General features: G+C 74.9%; 11 protein-coding genes. 5 read left to right on the forward strand and 6 right to left on the reverse strand.

Translation table 11 applies throughout. The features are described from left to right. Positions 1 to 4: 4 nt before the first annotated feature. On the reverse strand, positions 5 to 655 hold the full coding sequence (locus ACI79W_RS04820) for a LysE family translocator (RefSeq protein WP_456560934.1): 651 nt from the start codon (positions 653 to 655) through the stop codon (positions 5 to 7). Positions 656 to 785: 130 nt separating this feature from the next. Here ACI79W_RS04820 and ACI79W_RS04825 point away from each other — a divergent pair, with 130 nt between their 5' ends. Continuing rightward, complete coding sequence (locus ACI79W_RS04825) at positions 786 to 1,502, forward strand: M50 family metallopeptidase (RefSeq protein ID WP_456560935.1); 717 nt, start codon at positions 786 to 788, stop codon at positions 1,500 to 1,502. Between the two features lie 164 nt (positions 1,503 to 1,666). Here ACI79W_RS04825 and ACI79W_RS04830 read toward each other — a convergent pair whose 3' ends face one another. Together ACI79W_RS04830 and ACI79W_RS04835 are read right to left on the reverse strand one after the other, a co-directional pair. Further along, the gene (locus ACI79W_RS04830) at positions 1,667 to 4,027 is read right to left on the reverse strand and encodes a glycoside hydrolase family 65 protein (protein ID WP_456560936.1); all 2,361 of its coding nucleotides are present in this window, start codon (positions 4,025 to 4,027) and stop codon (positions 1,667 to 1,669) included. Further along, entirely contained in the window at positions 4,024 to 4,767 is a 744-nt protein-coding gene (locus tag ACI79W_RS04835; protein WP_456560937.1) for a beta-phosphoglucomutase family hydrolase, read from the reverse strand. Before ACI79W_RS04835 ends, ACI79W_RS04830 begins: the two co-directional genes overlap by 4 nt. 156 nt (positions 4,768 to 4,923) lie before the next feature. Between ACI79W_RS04835 and ACI79W_RS04840 the strand changes: the two genes are divergently transcribed. Both ACI79W_RS04840 and ACI79W_RS04845 read left to right on the forward strand, forming a co-directional pair. Continuing rightward, entirely contained in the window at positions 4,924 to 5,469 is a 546-nt protein-coding gene (locus tag ACI79W_RS04840; RefSeq protein ID WP_456560938.1) for a YbhB/YbcL family Raf kinase inhibitor-like protein, read from the forward strand. Positions 5,470 to 5,562: 93 nt separating this feature from the next. After that, positions 5,563 to 6,477 (forward strand): serine hydrolase, encoded by a 915-nt coding sequence (locus ACI79W_RS04845; RefSeq protein WP_456560939.1) that lies wholly within the window; start codon positions 5,563 to 5,565, stop codon positions 6,475 to 6,477. 17 nt (positions 6,478 to 6,494) lie between these two features. On the opposite strand, the gene ACI79W_RS04850 is transcribed toward ACI79W_RS04845, so the two are convergent. Continuing rightward, on the reverse strand, positions 6,495 to 7,304 hold the full coding sequence (locus ACI79W_RS04850; RefSeq protein WP_456560940.1) for a GNAT family N-acetyltransferase: 810 nt from the start codon (positions 7,302 to 7,304) through the stop codon (positions 6,495 to 6,497). Positions 7,305 to 7,409: 105 nt separating this feature from the next. Here ACI79W_RS04850 and coaA point away from each other — a divergent pair, with 105 nt between their 5' ends. Next, positions 7,410 to 8,372: a type I pantothenate kinase gene (coaA, locus tag ACI79W_RS04855; protein WP_456560941.1), complete on the forward strand. Its 963-nt coding sequence runs from the start codon at positions 7,410 to 7,412 to the stop codon at positions 8,370 to 8,372. Positions 8,373 to 8,574: 202 nt separating this feature from the next. Next, positions 8,575 to 8,766 (forward strand): DUF5999 family protein, encoded by a 192-nt coding sequence (locus tag ACI79W_RS04860; protein ID WP_456560942.1) that lies wholly within the window; start codon positions 8,575 to 8,577, stop codon positions 8,764 to 8,766. Between the two features lie 235 nt (positions 8,767 to 9,001). On the opposite strand, the gene gcvP is transcribed toward ACI79W_RS04860, so the two are convergent. Then, positions 9,002 to 12,034: an aminomethyl-transferring glycine dehydrogenase gene (gcvP, locus tag ACI79W_RS04865; RefSeq protein ID WP_456560943.1), complete on the reverse strand. Its 3,033-nt coding sequence runs from the start codon at positions 12,032 to 12,034 to the stop codon at positions 9,002 to 9,004. A gap of 230 nt (positions 12,035 to 12,264) precedes the next feature. After that, on the reverse strand, positions 12,265 to 12,840 hold the full coding sequence (locus ACI79W_RS04870) for a MerR family transcriptional regulator (protein ID WP_456560944.1): 576 nt from the start codon (positions 12,838 to 12,840) through the stop codon (positions 12,265 to 12,267). Positions 12,841 to 13,167 lie beyond the last annotated feature (327 nt).

Consider the following 13,167-nt stretch of genomic DNA (forward strand, 5'->3'; position numbering starts at 1 on the left):
CGCCTCAGCGGCTGGAGACGGCGACCCGCACCCCCAGCGCCACCAGCACCGTGCCGCTGGCCGCGTCCAGCCGCCGCCGCACCCGGGGACGGCGGAACCACGTGCCCGCACGCGCCACCGCGGAGGCCAGCCCGAGGTAGAGGACCGTCTCGACGACGACCTGGAGCAGCGCCAGCGCCGCCGTGGTGGCGAGGACCGGCCCGTCGGCCGGCACGAACTGGGGGTAGAACGCCAGCATGAAGACGGCGGCCTTCGGGTTTGCCAACTGCACAAGCAGGCCCTCGCCGAACGTCGCCCACCACCCCCGGCGGGGCAGCCGGTCCTCCTCCGCGCCCGGGCCCGGGTCCGTCCCGCTCCCGCGGTCGCGCCAGGCCGCCCGCCAGGCGCGCAGCCCGAGGAAGAGGAGCACCCCCGCGCCGGCGACCCGCAGCACGAGGTACGCGACCTCCGAGGCGGCCACCAGGGCGGCGAGGCCCGCACCCGCGGCCAGTGCCCACAGGTAGAGGCCCAGCTCCAGCCCGAGCACCGTGGGTACCGCACCGCGCAGCCCGCGCAGCGCCGCCCGCCGGAGGATCAGCGCCATCGCCGGGCCGGGCGTCGCCGCCATGAGCAGCACGGCCACCAGGAACGCCGGCAGCGACGCGAGCACCTCCACGCGCCGATCGTGGCAGCGCGCCGGTCAGGACGTCGAGGCGATTCCTCCCCGGGGTGGTGTGAGCCCTGCCTCGCCCGACACCCCGGCCGCTCCCCCGCTCCTCCCAGGTGCGTGCGGTTGACTGCCGGGCGTGGAGGTCCTCGGCCGCTTCTGGGCGCGCGTGACGGCGACGGTGCCGGACCTCCCGACGGCGGGACTCCTCGGCACGGCCGCCGTCGCCGCGCTGCTGGTCTTCTCCCCCACGCTGTGGCGGCCGGCCCGCAACGTGGTGACGATCGCCCACGAAGGCGCGCACGGGCTGGTGGCGCTGGCCGCTGGGCGCCGGCTGGCGGGCATCCGCCTGCACTCGGACACCTCGGGGCTGACCGTCTCCGCCGGGCGCCCGACGGGGCTGGGCATGGTGCTCACCTGCGCCGCGGGCTACACCGGGCCGGCCCTCTTCGGCCTGGGGGCGGCCGCGCTGCTCGCCGCCGGGCACGCCGTCGGGCTGCTGTGGGCGTTGCTGCTGCTCCTCGCGCTGCTGCTGGTGCAGATCCGCAACTGGTACGGGCTGTGGTCGGTGCTCGTGACCGGCGCGATCGTTTTCGCCGCGACGTGGTGGCTGCCACCGGCCGGCCAGCTCGTCTTCGCCGCCGTCGCCACCTGGTTCCTGCTCCTGGCCGCGCCACGCGCCGTGCTCGAGCTGCAGCGCGCCCGCCGGCGGCGGGGCGCCAGGGACTCGGACGCCGACCAGCTGGCCCGGCTGACCCCGTTCCCGGCTCTCTTCTGGGTGGGCGTCTTCCTGTTCGTCGACGTCGGCGCCCTTGTCCTGGGCGCGACGTGGTTGTTCGACGGGACCACCGGTTGAGAAGCTGTGTGTTGGGGATAACGGTATTGTGACGCGCCGACGTGCGGCGACCCGAGGCCTGTGCTCGTCAGCCCAGCGGCGCGCACACCGGGCTCACGACCACAGGACTGCGGCCGGCACCGCCCCGGGCAGCGCTCCCCTGTCGACCGGGACCGGTGGAGCGGTCAGCCGCGCGATCGCCGCCGCGGCCGGCGCCCCTCGGGCTGGTGGACCGGCTCGACCTGGGGCGGCGGCGGCAGCTCGAGCACCACGTCGTCGTGGTCGATCCGCACCTGGCGGCCGTGGTGCCGGATGTCCAGCGGGTCGCCGTCGACCAGCCGGTAGGTGGCCCGGTCCCGCTCCACGGTCACGGTGAGCTTGCGGCCCCGGTAGACCACGCGGAACCGCAGGCGGCTGATCCGCTCGGGCAGTCGCGGCGCGAAGGAGAGCGCCCCGCCGTGGTCGCGCAGCCCGCCGAAGCCGGCGACGGCGACGGTCCACCCACCGGCCAGCGAGGCGATGTGCAGCCCGTGGCCGGAGTTGTGGTGCAGGTTCTGGATGTCGGTCAGCGCCGCCTCGGCCCAGTACTGGTGGGCGAGCTCGAGGTGGCCGGTCTCAGCGGCGACGACGGCCTGCTGGGTCGCCGAGAGGGAGGAGTCGCGGGTGGTGCGCTGCTCGTAGTAGGCGAAGTCGGCGATCTTCTCCTCGAGCGTGAACGCGTCGCCCCGCAGGTGGAGGGCCATCACCAGGTCTGCCTGCTTGACCACCTGCTTCCGGTACAGCTCGAAGTAGGGGTAGTGCAGCAGCAGCGGGTAGTGCTCGCGCGGCGTGGCCGCGAAGTCCCAGTCCTCGTGGTGGGTGAAGCCGTCGGACTGCATGTGGACGCCGTGCCGGGTGTCGTAGGGCACCGCCATCAGCGACGCCGCCCGCAGCCACTCCTCCACCTCCTCGTCGGTCACCGAGAGCCGGCCGGCCACCAGCGGCTGGCGGGCCACCGCGGCGGCGGCCTCGCGCAGGTTCCGCTGCGCCATCAGGTTGGTGTACACGTTGTTGTCGACCACGGCCGTGTACTCGTCCGGCCCGGTGACGCCGTCGATCCGGAACCCGTGCTCGGCGTCGAAGTGCCCCAGCGACGCCCACAGCCGCGCCGTCTCGATCAGCAGCTCCGCCCCGTAGTCGCGGTCGAAGGCGTCGTCCAGGGTGGCGTCGAAGTACCGGACGACGGCGTCGGCGATGTCGGCGTTGATGTGGAAGGCCGCCGTGCCCGCCGGCCAGTAGCCCGACGTCTCCTCACCCCGGATCGTCCGCCAGGGGAAGGCAGCCCCGCGCAGGCCGAGCACCCGGGCCCGCTCGCGGGCCAGCCCGAGCGTGGTGTGCCGCCAGATCAGCGCGTCCCGGGCCGCGTGCGGGGCGGTGTAGGTGAGCACCGGCAGCACGTAGGTCTCGGTGTCCCAGAAGGTGTGCCCGTCGTAGCCCGGGCCGGTCAGCCCCTTGGCCGGGATGGCCTGCCGCTCGCCGCGGAGCCCCGCCTGCAGGACGTGGAACATGCCGACCCGGACCGCCTGCTGCAGTTCGTCGTCGCCCTCGATCTCGACGTCGGCCTCGTTCCAGTGCTGGGCCAGCAGCTCCCGCTGCTCGCGCAGCAGGCGCTCGAACCCGGCGAGCTTCGCCGTGGCCAGCGCGGCCTCCACCTGGTCGCGCAGCGCCGGGCTGGAACGCCGGGAGGACCAGCCGTAGGCCAGGAACTTGACGAGCTTCAGCGACCCGCCCGGTGGGATGCGCGCCGCCAGGGTGTAGCGGGCCAGGTCGCCTCCGGCCTCGATGTCCTCGGTGGAGCTGTCGGGGATGTCGATGAGGTGGTCCATGCCGGCCGCCAGGCGCAGCCGGCTGCGCTTGGTGCGGTGCACCAGCACCGCCCGCCGGCCGCGGCCGGCGGCGAGCTCGCACTCCAGCGGGCGGGCCAGCGCAGCGGCGCCGCGCGGGTCGCGGTCGCCGTCCGGTGCGCCGTCCTCGTTGGCCAGCAGGTCCGACTGCAGGGCGACGTAGAGGTCACCGAGGTCGTCGGTGACCTCCACCTGGTACTCGATCGCGGCGATGGACCGCCGGGCCAGCGACACCAGCCGCGTGCTGCTCACCCGCACCGTCCGGCCGCTGGGCGAGCGCCACTCGGTGGACCGGCGGAGGACACCGGCGCGCAGGTCCAGGCTGCGCCGGTGGTCGATCACCTCGCCGTAGTTGAGGTCCAGCGGCGAGTCCTTCACCAGGAGCCGGATCAGCTTGCCGTCGGTCACGTTGACGACGGTCTGCCCCATCTCGGGGAACCCGTAGCCGGCCTCGGCGTAGGGCAGCGGCCGCTCCTCGAAGAAGCCGTTGAGGTACGTGCCGGGGACGACGACGGGCTCGCCCTCCTCGAGCGAGCCGCGCATGCCCAGGTGCCCGTTGGCCAGCGCGAACACCGACTCGTGCACGCCGAGGTTCTCGTGGTCCAGCCCGACCTCGGTGAGCGACCACGGCTCGATCGGGAAGACCGCCCGCCCCTCCGTCACGGCCGGTCCAGCAGCTCGGCGAGGTCGGTCACGACCACGTCGGCGCCCGCGTCGCGCAGGCCCTCGGCGTGCCCGACGCGGTCCACCCCTACGACGTGGGCGAACCCGCCCGCCCGGCCGGCGGCGACCCCGGCCAGGGCGTCCTCGAACACCACGGCCTCCTGCGGCGTCACCCCCAGGGCGTGGGCGCCGGCGAGGAAGGTGTCGGGGGCAGGCTTGCCGGCCAGCCCCTGCTCCCGGGCGACGACGCCGTCGATCCGGGCGTCGATCAGGTCGGCGAACCCACCGGCGGCGACCACCTGCTCGCCGTTGGCCGAGGCGGTCACCACCGCCGTCGCGAGCCCCGCGTCCTTCACCGCCCGCAGGTAGCGCACCGAGCCCTCGTACACCTCCACGCCGTGCTCCTCGAGCTCGCGCTGCACCAGTTCGTTCTTGCGGCCGGCCACCCCCTGCACGGTCTCGGCGTCCGCCGGGTCGCCGTGCTCGCCCTCGGGCAGCACGATCCCGCGGCTGGCCAGGAAGTCGCGCACGCCGTCGGCCCGCGGCTTGCCGTCGACGTACCGGTTGTAGTCGTCCTGCGTGAACTCCGGCGCCCCGGGGTCGCGCGCCCGCAGGAAGGCGTCGAAGGTGCGCTTCCAGGCCGCCATGTGCACGGTGGCGGTCCGGGTGAGGACGCCGTCGAGGTCGAACAGGCAGGCCCGGACGCCGTCCGGGAGGCCGACCGATCGGGAGGTGGACACGCCGCGACGCTACCGGCGCCAGGCGTCCCGCACGTCCCGGGAGGGCGTCGGCGCCGGCTTCCGACGGGCGCCGCGCCGCCGCGCTGCCTAGGGTCCGACGGGGACGCTCCGGCGCCCCGCACCAGCCACCGCACGCCATCGAGGGAGAGGACCACCATGGCTGACCGGCCCACCCCGCCCAACCCCTACGACTTCCTCCCGCAGGTGCCGGGCTTCACCGTGACCAGCAGCGACGTCGCCGACGGGCAGCCGATGCCGATGCCGCACGTGAGCGGGGTCATGGGCGCGGGCGGCCAGGACCGCTCGCCGCAGCTCTCCTGGTCCGGCTTCCCGGAGGGCACCCGCAGCTTCGCCGTGACCGTCTTCGACCCCGACGCCCCCACCGCCAGCGGCTTCTGGCACTGGGCGGTGGCGAACATCCCGGCGTCGGTGACCGAGCTGCCGGCCGGCGCCGGTGACAAGGACGCCCCGCAGCTGCCCGGGGGCGCGGTGCAGCTGCGCAACGACGGCGGCTTCGCCGGCTACGTCGGCGCCGCTCCCCCGCCGGGCCACGGGCCGCACCGTTACTTCGTGGTGGTGCACGCCGTCGACACCGACCGGCTGGACGTCGACGACGCCACCAGCCCCGCGGTGCTGGGCTTCAACCTGTTCTCGCACACCCTCGCCCGCGCCACCCTGGTGGCCACCTACGAGCAGACCTGACCGACGGCGGCCACGCGTCTCCGGGCCGCCACGGCGCACCGCTTTCCGCTTGAACGTTGAAGCGGTCGCCGCGCGGTGGGTACTGCCGGGGGCATGGCGACGTCGTCCCCCGCTCGCCCGGTCCGGTCCTGGCCGCGGCGGGGCCGCCGGCTGCCCGGCGCCGGGCTGCTCGTGGCGTTGCTGATCGCGCTCACGGGGTCGGTCATCGCCCCCGTCCCCGCCGCCGCGACGTGGCCTTCCCCCCAGGAGGTCGTCGACGCCATGACGGCGGCCTACGGCACGCAGGGCACGATCGCGATCGCGGTCGCGCGGCAGCCCGACCCGCCCGGTGAGCGGTCTCCCCGGGCGGCCGAGGCGGCCACGGCGCGGGCGGCCGCGTTCCGGGCGGACAACGGGGAGGTCGCCGGCCGCCCCATCCCCGGCGCCTCGATGGTCAAGCTCTACATGGCCGAGGACATCCTGCACCGCGCACGGAGCGGCCTCCTCGCGCTGGACCAGGAGGACTTCCGGCTGCTGCAGGCGATGGTCCGCCGGTCCGACGACCCCGCGGCGTCGCAGCTGTGGGTGCGGTACGGGGGCGCGCAGATGGTGGTGGACGTCGCCGAGCGGTACGGGCTGACCAGCACCTTCCCCCCGGGCGTGCCCGGGCAGTGGGGTCAGACCACGACGAGCGCCCGGGACCTGGCCCGGTTCCTCTCGCTGCTGCCCACCGTGGCCCACCCCGCGGACGCCTCGGCGATCCTCGTGTGGATGCGGCTCGCCACGCCGATCGCGGCCGACGGCTTCGACCAGGAGTTCGGCGTCTTCGGCACCGTCCCCGGGCTCCCGGCGGTCAAGCAGGGGTGGATGTGCTGCGTGGCCGGTGACCGGCACGTGCACTCGGTCGGGGTGATCGGGCGGAAGGTCGTCGTCCTGCTCAGCGAGGTGCCGGCGACGGTGGGCTGGGACGCCGCCCGGGCCGCGCTGGACGCCGCGGCGGCGCAGCTGCCGACGCCGCGCGACTCCTGACCTGCGGGCCCGCGCTCTCAGCCCTGCGGGGGCTCGGCGACGGCGGTGGTCGCGATCCAGGCGAAGCCGATGCGCTCGTAGACCCGGGCCACGTCGTCGTCGCCCGCGGCCAGGAACACCAGGTCCGCGCTCTCCCGGGCGTGCGCGGTCAGCGCGGAGGCCAGGCCGGCACCCAGCCCGCGGCCGCGCAGCCGCGGCAGCGTCGCCACGCCGACGACCTCGCTGACCTCGGTGCCCTCCACGTCGACCGGCTGGTGGGAGCCCACCGCCACCGGCATGCCGTGGTCGATGGCGACCATCATGACCGTGCGCCCGTCGGCGATCCGCTCCCGCAGGACCGCCGTCCGCCGCTGCGCCTCCGCCGACTGCTCCGGCGGGACCTCGTGCACGTCGGCGGCGCCCCCGGGGTGGGCGAATGCCAGTGCGGCCACGTGCTGGTAGTGCGGCAGCTCCGGGTCGTCGGCGCCGACGAGGAAGAGCTTCACCCCGGCCGGGAGGACGACGTCGACGGGGTCGTCGGCCACCAGCAGGGGCAGCTCGTCGACGGTCAGCCCGGCGGCCCGGACGGCGACGGCCACCTCCGGCGTGCACTCGGGGATCCACTCCAGGGCCGCCGGCAGGCCGGCCGCCCGCTGCAGCGCGATCGCCGTGCGGACGTCGTCGACCGTCACCCGCCCCCCGCCGCGCCGGGGCCGCGCCGGGTAGGGCCAGGCGGGATCGGCGATCGGGACGTCCAGCGCCCCAGCGCCCTGGATCCGCGCATCCGGCTGCGGCGCGACGGCGAAGTAGCGCTCGATGCACTCGAGCAGCCCCGGGCGGGAAGGCACGGGAGCACACTAGACCGGTCCGGCGCCGCCGGGCCGCCGTCCCACCCCCGCCCCCCACCCACCCGGGTGACCCGCGCGCATCCCCCTGCGGGGGCGGACGGCACGATGGGGCGCGTGACGGCTGGAACTCGTGGCTCCATCTCGCCCTACGCGGTGTTCGACCGCGACTCGTGGCGGGCGCTCGCGGCCGGCTCGAGCCTGCCCCTCGACGCGGCCGAGCTGGAGGATCTCGCCTCCCTCGGCGACCGCATCGACCTGGACGAGGTCGCCACCGTCTACCTGCCGCTGGCCCGCCTGCTCAGCCTGCACGTGACGGCCAGCCGCCGGCTGTGGGCGGCGCAGAGCGAGTTCCTGGGCGACACGACCGCCAAGGTGCCGTTCGTCATCGCCGTCGCCGGCAGCGTCGCCGTCGGGAAGAGCACCACCGCCCGCCTGCTGCAGACGCTGCTCGCGGCGACCCCCGGGGTCCCCCGGGTCGACCTGGTGACGACCGACGGTTTCCTGCTGCCCAACGCCGTGCTGGAGGAGCGCGGCCTGCTGGGCCGCAAGGGCTTCCCGGAGAGCTACGACCGGCGGGCGCTGCTGCGCTTCCTGGCCGATGTGAAGTCCGGCCGCGAGGAGGTGTTCGCGCCGGTGTACGACCACCAGTCCTACGACATCGTGCCGGGCCGGGTCCAGGCGGTGGACCGGCCGGACATCCTGGTGCTGGAGGGGCTCAACGTCCTGCAGGCCGGTCGGCGCACCGACGGCTCCGCCCCGGAGATCTTCCTGTCGGACTTCTTCGACTTCTCGGTCTACGTCGACGCGGCGGAGCCCGACATCCAGCGCTGGTACGTCGAGCGGTTCCTGGCGCTGCGCCGGACGGCGTTCCAGGACACCACGGCGTACTTCCACCGGTTCGCCGCCCTGACCGACGACCAGGCCCGGGAGACCGCGCTGGGCATCTGGTCAGCGGTGAACGGCCCGAACCTCCGGGACAACATCGCGCCGACCCGGTCGCGGGCGCGGCTGGTGCTGCAGAAGTCCGCCGACCACTCGGTGCGGCGGGTCCTGCTCCGCAAGCTCTAGGCCACCGCCGCGCGCCTGACCTGCGGCGCTGCAACGCAGTCGAGCCGGCCTGGCAGGACCTGCCGACACCTCCGGGTGGTTTCGTGACCCAGCTCACCCCCGGACGCTTCAGCCGGGACGCAGACCTGCCGAAGCCAGTTGTCGGACGACACGGTGCGCCCCCCGTACCTGCCGCCGTACAGCCGGACGAAGAGGAACCGCCATGTGCCACCACGCCACGCCCTGCCCCGACGCCGACAGCGAGGCTCGTGACCTCGCCGCCGTGGTGAGCAGCCACCCCGAGCAGGGCTGGCGGCTCCTCTGCAACGGCGTCGTCCTCTTCGACGACGACGGGGCGCTGCTCCCCGACGGCCGGGCCGTTCCCGACCACCACGTGTGGCTGGCCCCCGCCTGACCTGTCCGCCGCAGGGCCCTGCCGCGGACACGCGTGCGGCGGCAGGCGGTCCCCTCCGGCGTTCCCCGGTTCGGCTCGCTGCCGTCGTCCTCGGCCCAGGCCTGCGCCTCCGGCACCGGCCGGCCTGGTGGTCGCGCCGCAGCGCGGTCTCCACGTCCACGGGCGCCACCCCGCCACGGCCCCGCCCGGGGGCTCGCCGCGAGCGTGCCAGCGTGAGAGGGACGGGGCCCCTCCGCTAGGAGCGGGCCCCGACCACGTCGGCCGCGGTCCCGAGGTCGTCGGGGTGGCCCTGCCCGCGGCCGGGCACGGCCCCGTCCTCCGCCGGCGGGTGCGCGCTGAAGTCGTGCTCCTCGAAGGCCTCCGGGGAGGGGCACGAGCAGACGAGGTTGCGGTCGCCGTAGGCCTGGTCGATGCGCCGCACCGGGCTGAGGTACCCACGCCCCTGCAGGGCCCGCACCGGGTAGACCGCCTCGGTCCGCGCGTAGGGGCGGTCCCACTCCCCCGCGAGCATGGCGAGGGTGTGCGGCGCATTGCGCAGCGGGTTGTCGGTGCGGTCGTACTCCCCCGTGGCGACCTTCCCGATCTCGGCGCGGATGGTCACCATCGCCTCGACGAAGCGGTCCAGCTCCGCCTTGTCCTCGCTCTCGGTCGGCTCCACCATGAGCGTCCCGGCCACCGGGAAGCTCATCGTCGGCGCGTGGAAGCCGAAGTCGATCAGCCGCTTGGCGATGTCGTCGTTGGTGACGCCCGTGGCCTTGGTCAGCGGCCGGATGTCGAGGATGCACTCGTGGGCCACCAGGCCGTCGGCGCCGGTGTAGAGCACCGGGTAGTGCTCGCGCAGCCGGGCCGCCACGTAGTTGGCCGCGAGGATCGCGTGCTGCGTCGCCCGGGTCAGCCCGTCCGGGCCCATGAGCCGCATGTAGGCCCAGGAGATCGGCAGGATCCCGGCCGACCCCCACGGCGCCGCGGAGACGACCGGGCCGGAGGCCCCGGTGTCCACCACGGGGTGCCCGGGCAGGAACGGCAGCAGGTGCTCCCGGACGGCGACCGGCCCCACCCCCGGGCCCCCGCCGCCGTGCGGGATGCAGAAGGTCTTGTGCAGGTTCAGGTGGCTGACGTCGGAGCCGAACCGGCCGGGGCGGGCGAGCCCGACGAGGGCGTTGAGGTTGGCGCCGTCGACGTACACCTGGCCGCCGGCGTCGTGCACCGCGGCGCAGATCTCCTGGATGTCGGCCTCGAAGACGCCGTGCGTCGACGGGTACGTGATCATGATCGCCGCCAGCCGCTGGGCGTGCTGGCCGACCTTCGCGCGCAGGTCGGCGACGTCGACGTTCCCCGCCTCGTCGCAAGCGACGACGACCACCCGCATGCCGGCCATCACGGCGCTGGCCGCGTTGGTGCCGTGCGCCGAGCTCGGGATCAGGCAGACGTCGCGGTGCTGCTCGCCGCGCGAGCGGTGGTAGCCGCGGATGGCCAGCAGCCCGGCGAACTCGCCCTGCGAGCCGGCGTTGGGCTGCACGCTCACCCCGGCGTAGCCGGTCACCTCGGCGAGCCCCGCGCAGAGCTCGTCGATGAGCTGCCGGTACCCGCGGGCCTGCTCCGCCGGGGCGAAGGGGTGCAGCTGCGCGAACTCCGGCCAGGTGATCGCCGCCATCTCCGTGGCCGCGTTGAGCTTCATCGTGCAGGAACCCAGCGGGATCATCGTGCGGTCCAGCGCGAGGTCCTTGTCGCTGAGCGAGCGCAGGTAGCGCAGCATCGCCGTCTCCGAGCGGTGCGCGGAGAACACCGGGTGGGTGAGGAACGGCGTCCGGCGCCGCAGGTCGGCCGGGAGCGCGTCCGCGCCGTCGTCGCCGAGCGCCGCGTCGTCGGCGGCCACCCCGAAGGACTCGGCGACCGCCCGGAGGACCTCCGGCGTCGTCGTCTCGTCGCACGCGACGGCGACGGTGTCGGCGTCGACCAGGCGCAGGTTGATCCGCCGCTGCGCCGCCGCGGCCACGATCTCGCCGGCCCGCCCGGGCACCGACACCTGGAGGGTGTCGAAGAAGTGGTCGTGCACGATCTCCAGGCCGCCGGCGCGCAGCCAGCCGGCCAGCACGGTGGCGCTGCGGTGCACCCGGGCCGCGATCGCCGTGAGGCCCTCGGGCCCGTGGTAGACGGCGTAGGCACCGGCGATGACGGCCAGCAGCACCTGCGCGGTGCAGATGTTGCTGGTCGCCTTCTCGCGGCGGATGTGCTGCTCACGGGTCTGCAGGGCCAGCCGGTAGGCGACGTCGCCGTCGGCGTCCACCGACACCCCGACGAGCCGGCCCGGGAGCTGGCGCGCCAGCCCCTCCCGCACCGAGAGGTAGCCGGCGTGCGGGCCGCCGTAGCCCATGGGGACGCCGAAGCGCTGGGTGGTGCCGCAGGCGACGTCGGCGCCCCACTCCCCCGGCGCCTCCAGGAGGGTCAGCGCCAGCAGGTCGGCGGCGACGACCACCGCCGCGCCGGCCTCGTGGGCGGCCGCGGCGAGGGCCCGGTGGTCGCGGACCGCGCCGCTGGCGCCCGGGTAGGAGAGCAGCACGCCGAACGCGCCGGCCTCGGGCAGGTCGGTGGGCCAGCCGGCCGACAGGTCCGCGACGTGCAGCCGGATCCCCAGGGGTTCGGCGCGGGTCTGCAGCACGCCGAGGGTCTGCGGCAGGGTGTCGGCGTCGACGACGAAGACCGCCTCCGCCTTCGCCCGCCCGGCCCGCCGCACCAGCGTCATCGCCTCGGCGGCCGCGGTCGCCTCGTCGAGCATCGAGGCACCGGCCACGGGGAGGCCGGTGAGGTCGGCGACCGTCGTCTGGAAGTTGATCAGGGCTTCGAGCCGGCCCTGGCTGATCTCGGGCTGGTACGGCGTGTAGGCGGTGTACCAGGCGGGGTTCTCCAGGACGGTGCGCTGGATGACCGGCGGGGTAACCGTGCCGGAGTAGCCCAGGCCGATCATCGAGGTGAAGGCCTCGTTGGCGGCGGCGCGCTCGCGCAGCAACGCGAGGACGGCGGCCTCGCTCTCCGCGGCGGGCAGGTCCAGCGGCGCACGGTCGCGCACGCCCTCGGGGACGCACGCGTCGACCAGCGACTCCAGCGACGGGTGCCCGACGACCGCGAGCATCGCCGCGGTCTCGTCCGGCCGGGGACCGATGTGCCGGCCGGCGAAGGCCCCGGCGGGGTCGAGCGCGCTCAGCGAGGGCAGCCGCCCGGCGAACGGTGCGGAGGTCTTCCCGTCGGACGCGGCAGCGCGGTCGGTCACTGCTCGGACGGTACCAGCGACGGTCTCCGACGAGCGGGGGCCCGGAGGGCTCCCCCGCGGGGGACGGGACGCCGCACGTGCCACCCGCCGGCAGGGTCGGGCCGAGTGGGCCCCGGAGGGGTCCGCGCCGGGCCGACGTGTGGCTCAGCGCGTCAGGGGCACGGCACCTGGCCGCGGTGCGGTCCGGACGACTGCCGTGTCATGGCCGCGGTCGGAGCCCGCAGGGCGACCTATGCCGTAGCGGCGCGGCGCCGGCGGCGCATCGACAGCTCGTCGTCGGACGGGACGACGTGACCGCCGTCGATGCGCTCCGCGGGCAGCTCCGCCAGCTCGCCGGAGAGCTCCCGCAGCGCACCCGACACGGCGATGCCGAAGACGCCCTGGCCACCGGCGAGCAGGTCGACGACCTCCTCGGCGGAGGTGCACTCGTAGACGGTGGCGCCGTCGGAGAAGAGCGTGACGTTGGCCAGCTCCTTGACGCCGCGCTGCCGGAGGTGGTCGACCGCCTTGCGGATGTTCTGCAGGGAGACGCCGGTGTCGAGGAGCCGCTTGACGACCTTCAGCACGAGGATGTCGCGGAAGGAGTAGAGCCGCTGGGTGCCCGAACCGGTGGCGCTGCGCACCGACGGCGAGACCAGGCCGGTCCGCGCCCAGTAGTCGAGCTGGCGGTAGGTGATGCCGGCAGCGGCGCAGGCGGTGGGGCCGCGGTAACCGACGAGGTCGGTGTCGACCTCGTCGTACTGCGGCGCCCCGACGGCGGCGTCGCTGAACAGCTGACCCTGCGAGCCGTTGCCCTGGTCGCTCACGTCCAGCGTCCTCCTCAGTCCCGCCTCGGCTGCGGCAGGTAGACGGCTTGCACCCCGTGGTCTCAGGTGTCACACCGTTGTCGTTCGCCGACGGTAAGCCGGGCCCGGAGGCCGGTCAACTGAGCGGAGCGGCGTGTCGCCACACCAGCCCCATTTCGAGTGACGGATGCGGCGCGCCTGCCGATAGGTACCCGATGGGGCCTAGGTGTACCCGGCCAGGACGTTGGTGACGGCGGCCGGACTTGAACGCAGGAGAACCTCCGAGTGGGGTGTGGCTTGTCTAAGGCCCACATCCGCCCGGAGGTTCTCGTGTCCCACGGTAATGCC

It is taken from the genome of Blastococcus sp. SYSU DS0533 (genome assembly GCF_054050775.1).